At 39.7% G+C, this 19,585-nt stretch carries 18 protein-coding genes; 9 read left to right on the top strand and 9 right to left on the bottom strand.

Annotated elements, in window-relative coordinates; all coding sequences use genetic code 11:
* Positions 1–20: 20 nt before the first annotated feature.
* The 5 genes from pstC (at position 21) to phoU (MTBBW1_RS25315) (ending at position 5,772) form a co-directional block, all read left to right on the top strand.
* Complete coding sequence (gene pstC / locus MTBBW1_RS25335) at positions 21–1,409, top strand: phosphate ABC transporter permease subunit PstC (protein ID WP_080809250.1); 1,389 nt, start codon at positions 21–23, stop codon at positions 1,407–1,409.
* Between the two features lie 225 nt (positions 1,410–1,634).
* Positions 1,635–2,924, top strand: a complete 1,290-nt coding sequence (gene pstA, locus MTBBW1_RS25330) for a phosphate ABC transporter permease PstA (protein WP_080809249.1) — start codon at positions 1,635–1,637, stop codon at positions 2,922–2,924.
* 19 nt (positions 2,925–2,943) lie between these two features.
* Positions 2,944–4,002, top strand: a complete 1,059-nt coding sequence (locus MTBBW1_RS25325; protein WP_080809330.1) for a PstS family phosphate ABC transporter substrate-binding protein — start codon at positions 2,944–2,946, stop codon at positions 4,000–4,002.
* A gap of 332 nt (positions 4,003–4,334) precedes the next feature.
* The gene (gene pstB / locus MTBBW1_RS25320) at positions 4,335–5,081 is read left to right on the top strand and encodes a phosphate ABC transporter ATP-binding protein PstB (RefSeq protein ID WP_245809561.1); all 747 of its coding nucleotides are present in this window, start codon (positions 4,335–4,337) and stop codon (positions 5,079–5,081) included.
* Positions 5,082–5,097: 16 nt separating this feature from the next.
* Positions 5,098–5,772, top strand: coding sequence for a phosphate signaling complex protein PhoU (gene phoU / locus MTBBW1_RS25315; protein WP_080809244.1), 675 nt, complete (start codon positions 5,098–5,100; stop codon positions 5,770–5,772).
* Between the two features lie 125 nt (positions 5,773–5,897).
* On the opposite strand, the gene MTBBW1_RS25310 is transcribed toward phoU (MTBBW1_RS25315), so the two are convergent.
* From MTBBW1_RS25310 to MTBBW1_RS25290, 5 genes are all read right to left on the bottom strand, one after another.
* Entirely contained in the window at positions 5,898–7,973 is a 2,076-nt protein-coding gene (locus MTBBW1_RS25310; protein ID WP_080809241.1) for an ATP-binding protein, read from the bottom strand.
* Complete coding sequence (locus tag MTBBW1_RS25305; RefSeq protein ID WP_080809238.1) at positions 7,970–8,701, bottom strand: response regulator transcription factor; 732 nt, start codon at positions 8,699–8,701, stop codon at positions 7,970–7,972. The genes MTBBW1_RS25310 and MTBBW1_RS25305 overlap by 4 nt, the downstream gene beginning before the upstream one ends.
* A gap of 148 nt (positions 8,702–8,849) precedes the next feature.
* A complete protein-coding gene (gene phoU, locus MTBBW1_RS25300; RefSeq protein ID WP_080809233.1) occupies positions 8,850–9,500 on the bottom strand; it encodes a phosphate signaling complex protein PhoU in 651 nt (216 codons plus the stop codon).
* Between the two features lie 450 nt (positions 9,501–9,950).
* Complete coding sequence (locus tag MTBBW1_RS25295) at positions 9,951–10,283, bottom strand: methyltransferase family protein (RefSeq protein WP_281255695.1); 333 nt, start codon at positions 10,281–10,283, stop codon at positions 9,951–9,953.
* Positions 10,284–10,958: 675 nt separating this feature from the next.
* Positions 10,959–11,810: an MBL fold metallo-hydrolase gene (locus MTBBW1_RS25290; RefSeq protein ID WP_080809228.1), complete on the bottom strand. Its 852-nt coding sequence runs from the start codon at positions 11,808–11,810 to the stop codon at positions 10,959–10,961.
* A 288-nt stretch (positions 11,811–12,098) separates the two neighbouring features.
* Between MTBBW1_RS25290 and tpx the strand changes: the two genes are divergently transcribed.
* Together tpx and msrA are read left to right on the top strand one after the other, a co-directional pair.
* On the top strand, positions 12,099–12,611 hold the full coding sequence (gene tpx / locus MTBBW1_RS25285; protein WP_080809226.1) for a thiol peroxidase: 513 nt from the start codon (positions 12,099–12,101) through the stop codon (positions 12,609–12,611).
* Between the two features lie 101 nt (positions 12,612–12,712).
* Entirely contained in the window at positions 12,713–13,939 is a 1,227-nt protein-coding gene (gene msrA / locus MTBBW1_RS25280; protein ID WP_080809224.1) for a peptide-methionine (S)-S-oxide reductase MsrA, read from the top strand.
* Between the two features lie 100 nt (positions 13,940–14,039).
* Here the strand turns inward: msrA and MTBBW1_RS25275 are convergent, their stop codons facing one another.
* Positions 14,040–14,399 carry a hotdog fold thioesterase gene (locus tag MTBBW1_RS25275; RefSeq protein WP_245809559.1) on the bottom strand — a complete coding sequence of 120 codons (360 nt, stop codon included), beginning with the start codon at positions 14,397–14,399 and terminating at the stop codon, positions 14,040–14,042.
* A 63-nt stretch (positions 14,400–14,462) separates the two neighbouring features.
* Between MTBBW1_RS25275 and MTBBW1_RS25270 the strand changes: the two genes are divergently transcribed.
* A complete protein-coding gene (locus MTBBW1_RS25270) occupies positions 14,463–15,701 on the top strand; it encodes an NADH:flavin oxidoreductase/NADH oxidase family protein (protein WP_080809217.1) in 1,239 nt (412 codons plus the stop codon).
* Positions 15,702–15,721: 20 nt separating this feature from the next.
* On the opposite strand, the gene MTBBW1_RS25265 is transcribed toward MTBBW1_RS25270, so the two are convergent.
* The 3 genes from MTBBW1_RS25265 to trxA form a co-directional block, all read right to left on the bottom strand.
* Positions 15,722–16,393 carry an outer membrane protein assembly factor BamD gene (locus tag MTBBW1_RS25265; protein ID WP_080809214.1) on the bottom strand — a complete coding sequence of 224 codons (672 nt, stop codon included), beginning with the start codon at positions 16,391–16,393 and terminating at the stop codon, positions 15,722–15,724.
* Positions 16,394–16,802: 409 nt separating this feature from the next.
* Positions 16,803–17,732 (bottom strand): thioredoxin-disulfide reductase, encoded by a 930-nt coding sequence (trxB, locus tag MTBBW1_RS25260; protein WP_080809211.1) that lies wholly within the window; start codon positions 17,730–17,732, stop codon positions 16,803–16,805.
* A gap of 28 nt (positions 17,733–17,760) precedes the next feature.
* On the bottom strand, positions 17,761–18,087 hold the full coding sequence (gene trxA / locus MTBBW1_RS25255; protein ID WP_080809208.1) for a thioredoxin: 327 nt from the start codon (positions 18,085–18,087) through the stop codon (positions 17,761–17,763).
* Positions 18,088–18,462: 375 nt separating this feature from the next.
* Between trxA and purN the strand changes: the two genes are divergently transcribed.
* Positions 18,463–19,167, top strand: coding sequence for a phosphoribosylglycinamide formyltransferase (gene purN / locus MTBBW1_RS25250; RefSeq protein WP_245809558.1), 705 nt, complete (start codon positions 18,463–18,465; stop codon positions 19,165–19,167).
* Positions 19,168–19,585 lie beyond the last annotated feature (418 nt).

The raw sequence follows: 19,585 nt of genomic DNA, 5'->3' as shown, positions 1-19,585 counted from the left end.
CTTCAGGAAGGATGGAAAATATGAACCCGACCATACTGCTTTTTACTCTTTTAATGCTTTCAGCCATGGGGTTTTACCTTGGTAGGCAAAAATCATATGCTGTGGGGAATAAAAATGGAGGAGTGCAGCATCTTCATTCACGCCCTACCTATTATGGTTCTCTGACTGCACTTTGGTGTGCAATTCCTGCCCTGATTGTATTTTTTTTCTGGCTCTTTTTTGAGTCCAGTATTATCACCAACCTCGTTATCTCAAATTTGCCCGATCCAATAAGGGAGCTTCCTCCAGACAGGCTCAATCTTGTTGTTAATGATATCAAAAACCTTGTAAGCGGCAATATCGTATCCGGTAAAATTGATCCTGGTATGAAGGCTGCGGCAGATCATTATCAATCATTGAGCACAGTAAGTCACGCATCACTTTCTGTTATTGTTATAGTTATTGCAATAGCAGGAATGATGCTGGTTCAGCGTATTATCTCACCGGATTTAAGAGCAAGAAACCATGTGGAGCGCGTTATTCAGTTCATCCTGATTGCATGTTCAACCATCGCTATTTTCACAACCATTGGAATTGTTCTTTCTGTTCTTTACGAAGCCATTCGGTTTTTCAAGGTTATCCCCTTAACAGAGTTTGTAACAGGACTTGATTGGAGTCCCCAGATGGCCATCAGGGCAGATCAGGTTGGTTCATCAGGGGCATTTGGATCTGTTCCGGTGTTCATGGGAACCATTCTTATTTCTGCCATTGCAATGTGTGTGGCTGTGCCCATCGGACTTATGTCCGCCATTTATCTTTCCGAGTATGCGGGAAGAGAGTTCAGAAATGTTGTAAAGCCCCTGCTGGAGATTCTTGCAGGAATTCCGACAGTTGTTTATGGATTCTTTGCAGCTCTTATCGTTGCCCCTATGATTCGTGATACCGGAGGAGTTTTTGGACTTGATGTATCATCCGAAAGCGCCCTTGCCGCAGGACTTGTAATGGGTATCATGATTATCCCTTTTATATCCTCTCTTTCCGATGATGTTATTAATGCTGTCCCTATGTCATTGAGGGAAGGCGCTTATGGTCTTGGCTCAACAAAATCAGAGACCATCCGCCAGGTGATTATTCCGGCAGCACTTCCGGGTATTGTGGGAGGAGTCCTTCTGGCAGTTTCAAGGGCAATAGGGGAAACCATGATAGTTGTAATGGCCGCAGGAATGGCAGCCAATCTGACTGTAAATCCGCTCAATACAGTTACCACTGTGACTGTGCAAATTGTGACGCTTCTTGTGGGAGACCAGGAGTTTGATAGCCCTAAAACACTTGCTGCATTTGCTCTGGGTTTGATGCTTTTTATCGTAACACTTATCCTCAATATCATTGCCCTTGTTGTTGTAAGAAAATATCGTGAACAATATGAATAAAATTAATGATCATGATGGTTTATAGAAAGTCTCCATAACATGTTGATATACAACGACTTTCATGTTTCGTTGTGGTGCATCAGCAAACATGGGGGTTTATATGAAAATCTCAGTAAGTGGCTGTTTTTATAAAGACTTTCAACTCTTAGGTTGTGGCGAGTATCCGCCATGTACGTTATATGAAAAGTTATATCGGAAGGTTATGAAAACAAGGAAAAAATAGTTATGAGTGACAATTTGACTTCATCCATAGACAGACATTCAAATACCGATATTGTCCAGAAAGGGCTTTCAAAAAGATATAATGCAGAGCGGCGATTCAAGTTCTATGGTATTGCGGCAATATGTGCCAGTCTTATGTTTCTTGGGGTTCTTTTTATAAGTATTGCATCCAATGGGTATGGTGCTCTGTTTCAGACTCACATACTTCTTTCTGTCTCTTTTGATTCTGATATCCTTGGAGGAGAAGACCTTAAAAGAGCCAACTACCAGGGGGTGATAAAAAATTCTCTTTTGAAAATGTTTCCTGAAGTTAAGTCCAGAAGGGAGAAGAAAAGTTTGTATTCTCTGGTAAGTTCAGGTGCAGCCTTTAAAATTAGAAACATTCTTATAGAAAACCCTGATTTTGTTGGTCAGACAATGGATGTCTGGGTTCCTGCAGATGATGACACTGATATGCTGATCAAAGGATACATGAAGCGGGATGTGCCTGAATCTGAAAGGAGGCTGAATAACAGACAGATTGAATGGATTGAAAGCCTTGAAAAAGAAGGACGAGTCGAAAAAAAATTCAATCTGGCATTCTTTACGGCTGGAGACTCAAGGGAACCTGAACTTGCTGGTATCTGGGGAGCTACATGTGGCTCTTTTTTTACTATGATTATAACCCTGTTTCTCTCATTTCCCATAGGTGTTGCATCGGCACTCTACCTTGAAGAATTTGCTCCAAAAAACAGGTGGACAGATATTATTGAGGTTAATATCAACAACCTTGCAGCGGTTCCGTCAATTGTTTTTGGCCTTCTGGGTCTTGCGGTTTTTTTAAATTTTTTTGGCATGCCCCGTTCAGCCCCTCTTGTTGGAGGTCTTGTTTTGACCTTGATGACTCTTCCTACAATCATCATTGCAAGCCGTGCAGCCCTTAAATCAGTTCCGCCTTCTATTCGAGAAGCAGCTTTGGGAGTAGGAGCCTCAAAGATGCAGACAGTTATCCACCACGTTTTACCTCTTGCAATGCCCGGCATGTTGACAGGTACCATCATAGGTATGGCACAGGCATTGGGTGAAACAGCCCCTCTTTTGATGATCGGCATGGTGGCTTTTATAGTTGATATCCCCGGGGGAATTACCGATCCTTCAACGGTGCTTCCGGTACAGATATTTCTCTGGGCAGACAGCCCTGAGCGTGGATTTCTTGAAAGAACCTCGGCAGCTATTATGGTACTTCTTACATTTCTTGTACTGATGAATGCCCTTGCAGTTATGCTGAGGAAAAAATTTGAAAAAAGATGGTAAACAACAGGAGAAAAATTTTATGAAAAAGAGATTAATTTGTGCAGCAATGGTTGTAACAGCTTTAACCTTTGGTGGCAGTGCAATGGCGGATTCAGCCAGGGATTATATCAGCATTGTGGGTTCATCCACAGTCTATCCTTTTGCTACAGTTGTAGCGGAACAGCTTGGAAAGACAACCGATTACAAGACCCCAAAAATTGAGTCCACCGGTTCAGGCGGAGGCTTTAAGCTTTTTTGTGCAGGTGTTGGTGTACAGCATCCTGACATTACAAATGCCTCCAGAAGAATGAAAAGCTCGGAATGCAAAATGTGCGGGGAAAATGGAGTAAAGGATATTGTTGAGGTTAAAGTCGGGTATGACGGCATAGTAATAGGTAATTCCAATAAGGTTGAACCCATGAAGCTCACACGCAGGGATCTTTTTCTTGCCCTTGCCAAGCAGGTACCAAATCCCGATGGTTCTGATTCCCTTGTGGATAACCCCTATAAAACATGGAAAGATGTCAACCCCCAACTTCCTGCTATAAAAATAGAAGTTCTTGGACCTCCGCCCACATCCGGAACCCGTGATGCTTTTGTTGAGCTTGCCATGGAGGCAGGAGCAAAAAACTTTGGGTTCATAAAGGATATGAAAAAAGCTGACAAGAAAAAATATAAAGCTGTCTGTCACACCATAAGGGAAGATGGTGCATATATAGAAGCTGGTGAAAACGACAACCTTATTGTCCAGAAACTTGATGCCAATCCAGATGCATTTGGAATTTTTGGATTCAGTTTCCTTGACCAGAATACAGATAAAATACAGGGTTCTTTTGTGGATGGGGTTCAGCCTACATTTGAAGGTATTGCAGATGGTTCATATCCTGTATCACGTCCTCTTTTCTTTTATGTAAAAAAAGCACATGCAGATGTAATTCCTGGCATGAAAGCCTATTTGCAGGAGTTTTCAAGTGAAAAGGCCTGGGGTGAAGATGGATACCTTAGCGAAAAGGGAATGATTCCAATGCCGACTGATGAGAGAGCAAAGTTCAGTGGGGATATCAAGGCTATGAAAACCCTTTCATGTGATGACCTTTAAAAATTACATGGGCATCATTGGATTTCCGGTTTACACTTTTGTGGATAAACATGTTCATTTATCGGGAATTTTCATCAAAAAAGTGTAAAGTCTTTTTGGAATGCCGTGAAGGATGATGTTTCATGATGTGATTTTTAAAAAATATCTGGTCTCCAGCAATCTGGGGACCAGTTGAATTTCAATATTAGCGGGATTTTCATAATATGAGCTCTGACCAATTAACTTCAACAAAGAAAACAGACAGCAAGGCATACCGGAATGGAAAACAAGGTACGCTTGTAGATCGAAACAACAGAAGTACCATAGGCCAGCCAACTGTCCATGATCCAAGGATGTCCTGCCGTAATGTCAATGTTTATTACGAGGATAAGCACGCAATCCATGATGTCTCCTTAGATATTGGTAAAAATGAAGTGATTGCACTTATTGGCCCTTCAGGATGTGGAAAATCCACATTTTTGAGATGTCTTAACCGCATGAACGACACCATAGATATCTGTCGGGTAACTGGAGAAATATTGCTGGACGGAAACAATATCTACGATAAAAATATTGATGTAGTGCCATTGAGGGCGCGTGTTGGGATGGTATTTCAGAAACCAAACCCTTTCCCTAAGTCAATATATGACAATGTTGCATATGGCCCAAAAATACACGGTCTTGTCCAGACCCGGGATGAAACAGATGAGATTGTCAAGAAATCGCTTTTAAAGGCAGGGCTTTGGGATGAGGTAAAAGATCGTCTTGACAAGCCTGGCACAGGTCTTTCAGGAGGTCAGCAGCAGCGCCTTTGCATTGCAAGAACCATTGCAGTTGGGCCTGAAATAATACTGATGGACGAGCCTTGCTCCGCACTTGACCCCATTGCAACTGCAAGAATTGAAGAGCTTATTGACGAACTTAGAGAAAATTATACCATAGCAATTGTCACCCATTCAATGCAGCAGGCATCCAGGGTCTCCCAGAGAACAGCTTTTTTTCACCTTGGTGATCTTATTGAGGTTGGAAGTACCAACCAGATTTTTTTAAGCCCCATGCATCAGTTGACTGAAGACTACATAACTGGTCGATTTGGATGATCAAACAGGAATATTTATGCAGAATCCACATATGTTTAAAGGTTTTGATAAAGAACTGGAAGTCCTGAATAATAAAATATCAACAATGGCAAACGAGTGTGAACTTCAGTTGATAAAATCAGTTGATGCCCTCACAAGCTTAGATAGTGAACTTGCCAAATATATAATTAAACGTGACAAGATTATCAATGAGATGCATCTGGAAATTGAACAGCTTGCAATATCAATGATTTCCATAAGAGAGCCCAAGGCGTCGGATTTAAGATATGTTATTGCAGGGTTCAAAATAGCTTCTGAACTGGAAAGAGTAGGCGATTATGCAGCAAACATTTCAAAACACATTACAAAACTGCAAAAATTGGATCTGGATGGTCCCGTGGATTGCATAATCCTTATGGCAAGAACTGCATCAAAGATGATCAGGGGTGCAATGGAGGCTCTTACAGATAAAAATGCTGAAAAAGCATATGAAGTATGGCAAATGGATGATGAGATTGACCACAACTACTCACGGCTGCTCAGACTTGTAAGGCAATCAATGCGGGAAAAACCAGAAAATCAGGATGACTCTACAACACTGATGTTCATGGGAAGGTGTTGCGAACGCATTGGTGATCACATAACAAATATTGCGGAAGGTATCTATTATGTCAAGACAGGGAGTACCTGTATAGAGTGCATTGAAATCTGATTTCCGAAAATATACACTACATATATTAATATAAATTAGTCACCATATGTGGTGGCCAATCAGAGAACTTATGATTGAATATTGAGAACTTACAATTCACGAATTATTATCTGATTGTTTGTTTTTCAGAAAGGGAGATGTATTGAAAATTGGGCTCCCTGGCCAACTTTGCTTTCCACATTTATCCTGCCATTGTGGGCCATTACAATGTGCTTTACAATGGCCAGACCAAGTCCTGTGCCTCCCTGCTGGCGGCTTCTGCCCTTATCCACACGATAAAACCTTTCAAACAGGCGGTTCAGATGTTTTCTGGCAATTCCGGGACCATTGTCAGAAACAGTTATAACGATTTTTGATGCAGTGGCGTCAATGTCGCTTTTGACTATAATCTGGCCATTTTCATGGCTGTATTTAATGGCATTATCAATGAGATTCACCATGGCCTGTTCAATTAGCTGGGGATCGGCCTTGATCTTTTTTTCTGAAACTGTCTTGATTTCCACAGAGATGTTTTTGGAATTTGCCTTTTCACTGCATGTTATAACAGCATTTGAAATGGCATCTGATAAATCTGTTTCCATTAGAGCCAAATGGTGTTTCCCTCCGATCTGCTCAATCTGGGAGAGATGAAGAAGATCTTTGACAATGGCAGTAAGGCGATCGACATTTCGTTCAATCACTGAATAAAAATGGCTCTGCTCTTCAGCCGAGAGTGGATTGTCGCTGTTGTGATGATTTGTCAGGGTCTCCATGTAACCCTTGATGCTTGTCAATGGCGTCTTGATCTCATGGGAGACGTTTGCGGCAAAATCCTGACGCATCTGTTCAAGATGTCTTAATTTGGTTACATCATTCAAAATTATCAAAAGCCCGATTTCTGCATTTCTCACATCAAGCAAAGGGGCACTGTGGATATAAAGAACTTTTTGAATGGCGTTCTCATGGTAAATTGTTCTCTTGTTATCAGTGAAACTCACACGATTAATGTTGCTCAAATGGTGAGTTATATTTTCATGGTCTATGGAACTCCCATGATCTATGGAACTCCCATGCTCTATGCCACTCCCATTATCTATTGCAATTTCATGGTTTATGCTACTCTCTTCTTGTTTTTTGCTGCTCTCTTTATGATTTATGCTACCCTCTTCATTGTGTTTGCTGCTTTGAAGGCTTTGTGATCTGCTATTGTATTGATTTGTGTCACCAATTGAATCATTGATGTCCATGCCATATAAATTGATATCCCTCTCTATGGGAATGTGAGTCTCCCTTGCATCTGCAATAAATTTTTGCAGGCTGTAATTTCTGATTGCTCCCTTTATATTTTTCCCTTTGACCTTTTCAGGCTCAACACAGAAAATTTCGGCAGCAGAAGGATTAATACTTATAATATGGTCATTGTCATCCAGTGCTATGACACCTTCTTTCATACTGGAGAGAACAGAATCAAGTTCGTTTTTTTGTTTAAGTATTGTATTGATTTTTTCATTAAGGCTTGATGCCATACTGTTCATTGAAAGTGCCAGAGCTGCAAGTTCAAGAGACGCTGGAAGCTTAAGCTTGCGACTCAGGTTACCCTCTGAAAAATGCTGGGCGCCTTTTGTCATCTCTTCAATGGGTCTTGTAATTCTTTTTGAAATAAAGAAAACAACAATTGATGTAAACAAAGCTATGATGAAGCCACTTATGATAATACGGGAGATTACCTGCTTTATTTTTTCATCAATGGTGGAAACGGAAATGGAAACCCTCATAACAGCAGGAATTTCACCATTTTCTTCAATGGGCAGGGCCATGTAGATCATTTTTTTTTTCAGGGTGTCACTGTACCTTGAAACTGAACTTGCTTTTCCTTTAAATGCCTCAATAATTTCAGGCCTGTCTTTATGGTTTTCCATATCTTCTGTTTTTTGTTTTTCAGAGTCCGCAATTACAGTACCATCTGCCAATATTACTGTAATTCGAGTCAGGGACTCCTTGCCTATTTTTTTGCAGAACCTGTCCAGTTTATCCGGTTCATTCAGGAAATCATGCAGGGAATTTTTCAGGATTGCTCCTCTGGACTTTAAATCTTCACACATCTGCTCCATAAAGAATTTATGGTAAAAGTTTGAAGAATAAAATGTTACAGCAAAAAGAGAAACAATAATAATAAGAAGATATGATGGATAGATTTCCCACAATATTTTTCTTCTTTTCATATTGAATTTTCCTTTAGGCGGTAGCCTATTCCCCTGACAGTTTCAATGAACTTTCCGTGTTTTCCAAGTTTTTTCCTAAGCCCCACAATCTGAACATCAATGCTGCGTTCAGTCACAACATAATTTTCACCACGAATGGCATCCATAATCTGCTGGCGGGTGAAAACCCATCCTGGATGGCCTGCAAGAAAAAGGAGAATATTAAACTCCGAATAGGTTAAATCAACGGGATTCCCGTCAACTTCAACCCTGTATCTGCCAGGATCTATCATTATGCCGAAGATATTGACCTGCCCTTTATGGGTATGTGGAAATGCAGCTTTGTTCTCTTTATCAGAACTATTCATTAAAAGAGATTTTCGTCTTAGTATGGTACGAACTCTGGCAAGAAGTATCTTTGGACTAAAGGGTTTTGCAATGTAATCATCAGCACCAAGCTCCAGTCCTGTTACCACATCTGCCTCTTCTCCCTTTGCTGTAAGCATTATGATGGGAATATCAGGAAGCTGGATTGTTTTCCTGATCTCCCTTGTCACTTCAAAGCCGTCAATACCAGGCAGCATAAGATCAAGAATCATCAGGTCAATCTTCTCTTTTCTTACAATTTTGATGGCATCTTCCCCTGTCAACGCTGTTGTTACAAGGTAGCCCTCTTTATGGAGATTGAATTTGATCAATTCCAGAATGTCTTCCTCATCATCAACAATCAGAATGTGCTCTTTTGACATAATTTATGTCCTGATGTTTTTTATTTATTAAGGATTTTATAATCAGTGTAATCATTTACCGTGAAAATGACTATCATTTTTATATTTGGGGGTGATTGATACGCAATCATGTCCGTTTAATCCGTTTAATCAGTGATTCAGACAAATATCATGTGTGACGAATAATTGAACCCTCTATGATATATATAATCTCTTCTGCGATATTTGTTGCCATATCAGCAATGCGTTCAAGGTGTCGTGAAATAAGAAACATGTTGATGGCATATCCAGCCTTGTCCGGATGCTCTTTCAGAAAAACCTTTGTCATGTCATATGCGTGATTTTTTATTTTGTCAACGGCATCATCCATTCCCTTGATGGTTCTTGCAAGTTCCAGATCCATATTTACAAAAGAATCAAGGCTATTTTTGAGCATATGCTTTACTCTTGTGGCCATCTCCGAATAGTCAAATATAAAATTTCTTTCCTTTTCCTTTGAAGCAATCAAAAGGCGGTGTGCCACATTGGCAGTTAGATCTCCGATACGTTCCATATCGTTATTGATTTTTATCACTGAAACCAGAAAGCGAAGATCAATGGCAACCGGCTGAAAAAGGGCAATCAGCTTAAGACACTCCTCTTCAATTGCAACCTCTGCCTCATCAATTTCATGATCACCTTCAATTATCTGCCTTGCAATTTTTGAGTCCATGTTTTCAATTGCATAGCCCATGGTCTGAAGGCGATCTTCAATCATTGCACCAAGAGCCAGCAGGTTATTTTTTATCTTTTCAAGCTCTTTTTTAAGTAATTTACTCATAAAAACCTCTTTTAGGAATTTGGCGGAAATAATTTGCCCATGCTGCCCTTCACAGGTTTTTTGAGAAGGGGGGCGGGAAAGATCTATATACCGGTTATCTGTTAGGATTATGTTAGCAAGTGGTTAAATTCTGGTTATGCTCTTCTTGTTATAAGTTTGCCAATACTGCTTCTTCAGGTTTAAACTGTCGAATAATTTTTCAGGCAATGGAAAGATTAGACGTGTTTTTTACCGTGAAAATGACTATCATTTTTATATTTGGGGGTGATTGATACGCAATCATGTCCGTTTAGCCGACAAATAAACATTGAAAAATACTACTTTGTATCAAAGAGAGTTGTAATATTTCGCCCTGCTTCTTTGGAACGATAAAGAGCTGTGTCTGCAAATTCTATCAGGGTTTCATAAGGCATATGAAAAAAGCAAATATTCTGAACTTTAGGGAGGTGGTTACCATGAGAACCATCTGTTAACAGAAGAGATATAGTTTTGATATTGAGTACCGAACTTCTCATGCAGCACTCTTTCTTCCGGCAAAATCTGGAACAAAGTGATATATTTATAAAATCCCCATGCACCAGCAAGTGTCACAGGATTTGAAAGATAGGCAGCCCATGCAAGGAGGATGAGCAGCAGAGCAAGATACATTGGATTGCGCGTTCTTCTATAAATTCCTTTTACAACAAGGGATGATGCATTGTCGGGATATCTTGGGTCAACGGTTGTTTTTTTCATTCTGAATGCCAAAAGACTTGCAATGCCTGTAAATGCTCCCATAGTCATTAAAAAAATGATCAAGAGTTCTTTCAAAGGTATGGTTACATTGAAAGGTTTTATAAATTCAGGGATCTTCCACATTATAAAGGCGAAAATTAAAAAAACCAACACAGGGGGTATTTTCAATTCAAGTGTTTTTTGGGAAAAAGGATGCATGTCAGCGTGGCGATGACCTCCATAAAAATAGTTTGATTCTAAGGTTTTGGCATTTGTCTGAACCAGGATGAAAAAGATGTTCAGGGTACTTAATCCTGAACACCTTTTTTACCGTGAAAATGAGGCATCTTTCATTTGTCGGTTTACACTTTTTTTGAACCATGATTTTCATGATTAAGGGATTATCTTGATTTTTAATCGTGTTAATCCTTCAATCCTTTAATCATGGTTCAGAATTTTTCGAAAAGTGTAAACTAATTTTGAGTTGATATGAAGGATGTCGAAAATGACTGTCATTTTTATATTTGGGGGTGATTGATACGTAATCAATCATGCCTGTTTACTCAAAGTCGATACCTATGATCTTGTAAGCCTTGTCAACACTGTCTGAATAAAGATTCCCAGGATTAACAAAGATAAGGCAGGATTATCTATCCTGAATATCCTATTCATCCTGGTTATCCTGATTCAGACAAATGCAATAATTTCTGAAAAAGCAATAAGATTGATTTTGAGAAAGTAGAACTAAATGGAAATTGTTTTTCCTGTATCAAGATATTCGAGTTTGTTTCCCATAACCTCCTTGAGTATTCCATAGGCTTTCATTCCTGTGCAGTGGCCGGTATATACTGTTTTAACAGGATATTTAAGCAGGTCTGATGCAATGGCTCGAATCTCTTCAATAGTTTCAGGCAGTAACTGGGGAACAGGAATGCCGGCAAGATGAAAACCGCCGATTATAGCTTTTATGGGCATATCCGGAAATTGACGCACAACGGTTTCAACCATGTTTAAAATACCATTATGTGCACATCCTGTAAGGATTACAAGCTCTTTTTCTTCCTTTATTACAACTATGAGTTCATGATCAAATGGGTCAGGGAGCCAATTACCGTTTTCACAGACAAGAAGTTTACTGTTACCTTTTGGTTGAGGATATTTACGACAAATTTCAGTGATGATAAAAACATTTTTTGATACTTCAGCCGTACCGTTTACAAACACAAAGCGATTTGGATGTTTAACAAAAATCTTTTTATCCAGGCCAATGTATTTGTTTATTAATCCTCCGAGAGATTTAAAGTATGTATTACCCTTCATCTGTCTGCAAAGATGAACAGATGCCTTTGAATTGATTTCCAGAAACCTTGAAAGCCCACCACCATGATCATAATGTTGATGAGAAAGTATTGCCATATCCACCTTTTCAAGATCAACTCCAAGTTTTATTGCATTTCTTTCAAAAGCATCTGATGCACCAGCATCAAAAAGAATTTTAAGATTATTGTAATCAATATAAAGGGATAGTCCATGCTCTTTTTCAAGATCTTCTCGATTATCAGTGATACAGTTTTCAATTAAAGCTGTAATATTCATTTTACCTCGCAATGGTTATGGATTTTTTGTAAGAAAGTCTGGCATCCTTCATTTCATCCAAAAGTACTTTGCACTTTTCAGATGTAAAGCCTTTGAAAAAGGGAATTTTCAATGCCTTCACCTTGATTTTGAAAGAATCAGTCATTATGATTCTAACTGAGTTCATAATAAATTATGGGGGATTCTGAGGTTGGTAACTGCAGTGGCTGTCCCCCTAAGCCTATCCTTTTGCAAGGACAATATCTGCAATCCCAAAAATTCGATAAATAAATTAAAAGGAGAAATATCATGGCTAACATTACATTAAAAGGTAACCCTATTGAAACTGTTGGTAAGCTTCCGGAAGTTGGAACAAAAGCTCTTGATTTTACGCTCACCGGAAAAGATCTTTCAGATGTTAAATTGTCTCAATTTGCCGGAAAAACAGTTGTTCTGAATATCTTTCCAAGCATTGATACACCAGTCTGTGCAGCTTCAACAAGACAATTCAACAAAACAGCAGGAGAATCAAAAAACTGTGTTGTGTTATGTATCTCAGGCGATCTTCCATTTGCGCATTCCCGTTTCTGTGAAGTTGAAAGTTTGAAAAATGTAATTTCTCTTTCAACATTCAGATCACCAGATTTTGGCACTGATTATGGGGTAAAAATTACAACAGGGCCAATTGCCGGACTTCTCTCCCGTGCTGTTGTTGTCATTGACGGAGATGGAAAGGTTGCCTACACAGAACAGGTTCCGGAAATCTCCCAGGAGCCTGATTATGAATCTGCTCTTGCTGCTGTTGAAAAGGCAGAATTGTAAAATTGCGTCATCTTTGGGTCTCTCCATGAAGCTAAAAAACTTCTCATGGCTTATACCTTGATGAGCAAAAGTTCGCAAGAAGAAAGGGAAAAGGTGAGAGTATGAAACTTTTACTGCACAATATTACGATAAAAGTTGCGATATTGGTATTAATCGGAGCTTTATGGAGTGCCCAGGTTGTCTTCACAAGCTCTTTGGATAGGGAGGAGGTTGCTATGGATGATAAGAATCAACATCTTGAAATTGCTACATTCGCCGGTGGATGTTTCTGGTGTATGGAAACTCCTTTTGAAAAAATAGACGGGGTCAAAAATGTTGTTTCTGGTTACACAGGCGGTGAGACCTCAAATCCTACATATGAATCTGTATCATCCGGGCATACCGGCCATGCAGAGGCCATTCAGATAAAATTTGACCCTGAAAGGGTAAGTTATAAGGAGCTTGTAAATCTTTTCTGGCAACAGATTGACCCAACAGATGCCGGCGGTTCTTTTGTTGACAGGGGCTCTCAATATCGCTCAGCAATTTTTTACCACAATGAGAATCAAAGAAAAATTGCCGAGGCTTCACGCAATCTTCTTGATGCATCAAAAATCTTTACCAGGCCAATTGCAACTGAAATTGTTGAATTTAAAAAATTTTATGATGCTGAAGATTATCATCAGGATTATTATAAAAAAAATCCCATACGATATAAATTTTACAGATACAGATCAGGAAGGGATCAGTTTATAGAGAAAACCTGGGTAAAAAGTGATGATATTTTTTCAATATCGCAAGATGCTTCATCTTCAAATGGTTCTTTTTCAGAGCAGCGGGACTCTTCCTCCACGCCATCATCAAGAAACAACTTCTATGATTTGTCAGGACAATCATCAGAAATGGAGTCTTTTAAACTTCCATCTGACAGTGAACTGAAAAAAAAACTTACTCCCATCCAATATGAGGTTACCCGCAATAATGGCACGGAAAAAGCTTTTCAGAATGAATACTGGGATAACAAAAAAGAGGGGATATACGTGGATATTGTATCTGGAGAAGCTCTTTTCTCTTCAAGAGACAAATTTGATTCAGGAACCGGCTGGCCAAGCTTCACAAGACCAATAGATAAAAATTCCCTTGTTGAAAAACAGGAGAAAGGATTGTTTTTCGGGAATGTAATTGAGGTCAGAAGCCGTTATGCAGATTCACATCTTGGCCATCTTTTTGAGGACGGCCATCTACCCGGTGGTTTAAGATACTGCATTAATTCTGCTGCGCTTCGCTTTATTCCGAAGGAAAATCTTGCCAGTGAAGGGTATGGTAACTACGAAAAGATTTTTAATTGAATAATTATTTCTTCAAAATGGCGGTGGTGTCCCAAATATGTTGATGAGCTCTTCACAAACCTTGATTCAGCAGGGCTTTCACAAAAAGATATCAACACTTTTATGACACTACCAAAATGGCCATGGTGAGCCTGGAAACGCAGATAAGCTGATTCTTCCCATTTCTAATGGATATATCCCACACATGGGTTCTTTTACCAAGATGCACAGTTGTTACCATTCCGGTAACCAGACCTTCTCTGGCGCTTTTGATGTGATTGGCATTGATCTCAAGTCCTACAGCATAGTGCGTATCGTCAATTGCAAGGTGGGAGGCAACACTTCCAAGGGTTTCGGCAAGAACAACTGACGCTCCCCCATGCAGGATTCCCATGGGTTGTACGGTGCGTTGATCAACAGGAAGAGTTGCCCTCAAGAAGTCAGAGCCTTTTTCAATGAATTCAATTCCAATGTGACCCACAAGGCTATTTTGGGAAAACTGGTTTAAATCATCAATTTCAATTACAAGGATTAATGAACAAATATGACAAACTCAAACCAGAATGCATTAAAATCTCCATTGAAACTCAAAAATGGAGTAACCATTAAAAACAGACTGTTTAAGTCAGCCATGAGTGAGCAGTTAGGGGATAATCTTCATAATCCATCATACGGGCTTGTACGCCTTTATGATACATGGGCCAAGGGCGGTATTGGTCTTTCAGTTACCGGAAACGTGATGGTGGATCGCTTTGCACTTGGTGAGCCGAAAAATGTTGTGCTTGATGAAAAGAGCTATCTTTCGATGTTTGAGCAGTGGGCAGAAGCAGGCAAAAGAGATGATACGCAATTGTGGATACAACTTAATCACCCCGGTAAACAGAGTCCTAAATTTTTGACAAAAGAGCCTGTGGCTCCCTCTGCAGTACCTTTGGGAAAAGGTTTTGATAAAACATTTAATACGCCAAGAGAGCTGACCGAACAAGAAATTTTCAGCATAATTCAAAAATTTGCCATAAGTGCAGGGCTTGCCAAACGCGTTGGTTTTTCAGGAGTCCAGATACATGGTGCCCACGGCTATCTTATCAGTCAGTTTCTGTCACCCCATCACAATCGCAGGACAGATGGCTGGGGGGGCAGCCTTGAGAACCGGATGAGGTTTGTTCTGGAAGTCTTCAGGGCCATTCGGAAAACAGTTGGAGAGAGCTACCCTGTTGGAATAAAGCTCAATTCCGCAGATTTCATGAAAAGCGGTTTTACACATGAAGAATCAATGGCTGTGGTAAAGCAGTTGGAGAAAGAAGGAATAGATCTTGTTGAGATATCTGGAGGAACCTACGAAAGCCCCAGTATGACGGGTTACAAAGTAAAGGATTCAACCCGGAAACGTGAGGCCTATTTTCTGGAATATGCGGAAAAAGTGAGAAAAGAGATTGATGTACCATTTGTGGTTACCGGTGGGTTTCGCTCAGGTGCTGCAATGATATCGGCATTGGAAAGCGGTGCCACTGATATGATAGGCATTGCAAGACCCCTTGCTGTTATGCCTGACTTTCCAAACAGACTAATGGATAATGAGATACCAGCTATTCATTTTGATGATCCTACAACAGGCTTTAAAGCCGTTGACAGAATGACCCTGATGTCAATTCTCTGGTACGAATTTCAGATTGAGAGAATTGCAAAGGGTAAAGCTCCAGATCCTGCTCTTAATGCCTGGCGGGTTGTCTTTCAGGCCTTTGCCAGAATGGGTATTTATGGCTTCTCAAAAAGGAGAGGATGACAGCAAATAAGAAGGAGCCATTATTCATTTATACTCTCTTCTTCAAGAAGTTTTCTGCATAAAACTATCTTTTCAATAGATTGTTTGCCTGCCTCTGTATCAGGATAGATTGCAAAGATAGTTTCAAATCTTTTTAGAGCAGCCTTGTATTTTTTGGCCTTAAGATAGAATTCAGCAATATAGGCTTCATGTCCTGCAAGGTGTTCTGTACATTTCATGATCTTTTTTTGAGCTTTTTCGCTGTATTTATCATCTGGAAAACGCTTTGTAAGTCTCTGAAACTGCTCCATTGCCTTTTTTGCAGGGGTTTGGTCTTTGTCTATGGATTCAATACGGTTGTACCAGCACATACCTGTTCGATAAATCACATAAGGGACAGCTTCGTTTCTTGGGTGTAAACTTTCAAACTCCTGGTATGCCACAATGGCCTCTTCATATGATTTAAGCTTAAAATGTGAATCTGCAATTTTAAGTTCGGCAAGAATGGCATATTTGCTGAATGGATACCAGTCCCTGAGAGTTGTAAATGCCTCAATTGCATTTTTATAGTTTTTTTCTTTGAACTCCTGGTTTCCTTCTGCTGCAAGCTCTCTTGCAGTTTTTTCTACCTCCTGGCTATCTTTTGAAAACCAGGCACATCCGGATATAGAGGCAAAAATAAACAGTAGTAATCCAATAGATATAATTCTCATAAGCGAAGTGATTCCATGGGAAATATAGATTTCCAGAAAAATATTTTGGCATTATCAATTCTGAAGGGCAACCACAAGGGATTGCCCCTACACTGCCTGCCAATTTAATTATCTGGAACAGTATAGTTGAAATTTTAAGGAAGAATACCCCAAGCTTTCCCTTGCATAAACTCAATGTCTATTTGATTTTTTTGCAGAATCGTCAAAAATAAAATAAGCTGAGATCGTTTCTCAGCTTATATCTATTTTTTATGGGGTAATGAAATGGCTGAAGATTTGTGTCTTTAACACACTTTTGGCATGTTTCATTCACCTCTTTACACTTTTCAGAGAAGCAGCCCCTTTTGGGGGGGCTTTTTTCACAAAAGTGTCAAATGGTTTTGGGGTTGTATGAAAAAGGCCACTCTTTTCATGAATTAATATTTTCAATGTAATGCTCAACACCCATTACTGCAATTGCAGCATCTCCTACCGCAGTTGCAATCTGTTTTAATGGAGTGGTTCTGACATCTCCTGCTGCAAAAACCCCTGGGATAGAAGTTTCCATGCGGTCATTTGTAAATATAAAGCCCCATTCGTCGCGATTAAGGTCATCTCCCACAAAATCGGTATTTGGTGTGATCCCTATCCATATGAAACAGCCATTGGCTTTTATTGAAGACTCTTCTTCTGTTTTGACGTTTTTTACATTAACGTTTTCAACTGCAAACAATCCATCCATGCCGGTTACAACAGAATCCCAGACAAATTCAATTTTGTCATTTTTAAATGCTCTTTCCTGAAGGATTTTTGTGGCTCTTAATTCATCTCTTCGGTGTACAAGATATAATTTTTTCACAAATCTGGTAAGGAAAAGGGATTCCTGAACAGCAGTATCACCGCCACCCACAGCAACAACAGTTTTATCCCTGAAAAAAGGACCGTCGCATGTAGCACAGAAAGAGACCCCTTTGCCCCTGAATTTGTCTTCTCCTACATTCAGGGTTTTTGGAGAGGCTCCTGATGCAATAATAATTGCCTTGGTGGTGACACTTTTTTCTGGTCCAAGGTGAATTACTTTAATGTCCCCTGTAAGATCCAGACCTGTTACATCCTCAGTCTCTATGGTTAATCCCAGGTTCTTGGCATGGTTCAACATTTTTTCACCAAGGTCATAACCACTGATACCATCTGGAAAACCTGGATAGTTTTCAATCCAGTCCGAAATGATCACCTGACCACCTGGAGCGGCTTTTTCATAAAGTACAACATTCAATCGGGCTCTGGCAGCATAGATTCCGGCAGTGAGACCGGCAGGGCCTCCGCCGATAATCACAAGATCATAATCGCTTTGTGGCATTTCCTGTTCCTCCTGTGATTTTCTATATTTACAGAAGAGTATTTATGGTATCTTCAAGTTTTGCTTTTGCAACCATTCCTGTGATCTGTTCTGAGACCTCGCCATCCTTGAAAAAAATCAGGGTGGGAATGGCCTGAATGCCATATTTGCTTGGAGATATAGGATTTTCATCCACATTGACCTTCACAAATTTCATTTTGCCGTCATAGGTTTTCTGAAGCTCTTCAATGGTGGGGGCTATGGCTCTGCATGGACCGCACCATGGTGCCCAGAAGTCAACCAGCACTGGTATAGTGGATTTAAGAACTTCCTGCTCAAAGGCATCATCTTCTATTTCTATAATATTTTCTGACATTCGGCATCTCCTTTTGTTTGGGGAATCAAAAAAACTGTTTTGTAAATATATTGGTTTCGCTATACTTTGTCAACATAATGAGAAATTCCTTTTTGTCGGCCTTATACCTGATGTTGTTTTCCGAAGAGATTTGATAACTTTTTTGGGATAACATATCATAATAATAAGCTGGACAATCCAGGCGGTGTTATTTCAATTTTCTTGTTAGTTGGAAAGCTCATTGAACCTTTAGCCTATAAAATTCAAAAAAAACAATAAATAAGTGTGCAGCGTCAAATAATAATGTCTGTTTTGACTATGTTTTAGAAACAGAAGCAGGAGAAACATGGAGGCGTGAAAAATGGGTAAAAATAAAAAAAAATTCGTGTTGGAACTTTGATCTCAGGAGGAGGTACCAATCTTCAGGCAATAATTGATGGCTGCGCTGATGGCCGAATAGATGCGACTGTTGTCTTTACAGGCTCGGATACCCCTGATGTTAAAGGTCTTGATCGTGCGAAAAAAGCCGGTATAGACACTTTTGTGGTGGATTACAGAAAAATTATAAAAAAATGCAGGGAAAGTCCGGAAGAGATTAAGTCGTCACTTCCTTCTGATTTTGATCTGGTAACTGTAAGAGAAAAACAATCATTGATGTCAGATGATCATAATCCTTCCCAGGTGGATTTTTTTCTTCAGTCAAGAGCTGTTGCAGAAAAGATGCTGCTTGAGAAAATTGAGCATTACGGCATTGATCTTCTTGTTCTGGCCGGTTTTATGCGAACCCTGACCCCCTATTTTATTGATCGTATTAATGTTGACCCGAATAACAAGAGAATAATGAATATCCATCCGGCACTGCTGCCTGCGTTTCCTGGAACAGACGGTTATGGAGACACTTTCCGGTATGGCTGTAAAGTGGGTGGATGTACGGTTCATTTTATTGACTATGGTGAAGATACAGGACCCATCATCGGGCAGAGAGCTTTTCAGATAGAGGATGGAGATACCCTGGATGATGTCAAAAAAAAGGGACTTGCTCTGGAGTGGGAGCTTTATCCTGCCTGCATTCAGAAGTTTGCAGATAATTTATTGGTGTAGAAAATTATATTTTATCACCTGTAAAAGCAATATGTTATCAAAAATCCGCCCAAAGGTCGCTAATTTAAAATTCACCGGAGAGATTAACGTACATGATGGCTTCCCGTCATGTATTGAAAAAATGACATATTATTGCTTTTTTCCATTTACTGAATTTGTCTGAATCAGGATAACCAGGATAAACAAGATGTTCAGGATATATAATCCTGCCTTATCCTGTTAATCTTGGGAATCCTGATTCAGACAGTGTTGACAAAGCTCAAAAGATAATAGGTGTCGACTTTGAGTAGATAGGATGTTTCAGATATATAATCCTGCCTTATCTTGTTAATCTTGGGAATCCTGATTCAGACAGTGTTGACAATGCTTACAAGATCATAGGTGTTGACTTTGAGCATGTAAATTAGGTGAAAGTCTG

The organism is Desulfamplus magnetovallimortis (assembly GCF_900170035.1).
GTDB lineage: Bacteria > Desulfobacterota > Desulfobacteria > Desulfobacterales > Desulfobacteraceae > Desulfamplus > Desulfamplus magnetovallimortis.
This window is presented reverse-complemented; position numbering and strand designations above follow the sequence as displayed.

Coding starts and splice junctions, on each gene's coding strand:
- phoU (WP_080809244.1), top strand. CDS start 5,098: ATGCAGAATCCACATATGTTTAAAGGTTTTGATAAAGAACTGGAAGTC.
- phoU (WP_080809233.1), bottom strand. CDS start 9,500: ATGAGTAAATTACTTAAAAAAGAGCTTGAAAAGATAAAAAATAACCTG.
- MTBBW1_RS25295 (WP_281255695.1), bottom strand. CDS start 10,283: ATGACTATGGGAGCATTTACAGGCATTGCAAGTCTTTTGGCATTCAGA.
- MTBBW1_RS25270 (WP_080809217.1), top strand. CDS start 14,463: ATGACAAACTCAAACCAGAATGCATTAAAATCTCCATTGAAACTCAAA.
- MTBBW1_RS25265 (WP_080809214.1), bottom strand. CDS start 16,393: ATGAGAATTATATCTATTGGATTACTACTGTTTATTTTTGCCTCTATA.
- pstB (WP_245809561.1), top strand. CDS start 4,335: ATGTCCTGCCGTAATGTCAATGTTTATTACGAGGATAAGCACGCAATC.
- pstC (WP_080809250.1), top strand. CDS start 21: ATGAACCCGACCATACTGCTTTTTACTCTTTTAATGCTTTCAGCCATG.
- MTBBW1_RS25290 (WP_080809228.1), bottom strand. CDS start 11,810: ATGAATATTACAGCTTTAATTGAAAACTGTATCACTGATAATCGAGAA.
- trxA (WP_080809208.1), bottom strand. CDS start 18,087: ATGTCAGAAAATATTATAGAAATAGAAGATGATGCCTTTGAGCAGGAA.
- MTBBW1_RS25305 (WP_080809238.1), bottom strand. CDS start 8,701: ATGTCAAAAGAGCACATTCTGATTGTTGATGATGAGGAAGACATTCTG.
- msrA (WP_080809224.1), top strand. CDS start 12,713: ATGAAACTTTTACTGCACAATATTACGATAAAAGTTGCGATATTGGTA.
- trxB (WP_080809211.1), bottom strand. CDS start 17,732: ATGCCACAAAGCGATTATGATCTTGTGATTATCGGCGGAGGCCCTGCC.
- MTBBW1_RS25325 (WP_080809330.1), top strand. CDS start 2,944: ATGAAAAAGAGATTAATTTGTGCAGCAATGGTTGTAACAGCTTTAACC.
- MTBBW1_RS25310 (WP_080809241.1), bottom strand. CDS start 7,973: ATGAAAAGAAGAAAAATATTGTGGGAAATCTATCCATCATATCTTCTT.
- tpx (WP_080809226.1), top strand. CDS start 12,099: ATGGCTAACATTACATTAAAAGGTAACCCTATTGAAACTGTTGGTAAG.
- pstA (WP_080809249.1), top strand. CDS start 1,635: ATGAGTGACAATTTGACTTCATCCATAGACAGACATTCAAATACCGAT.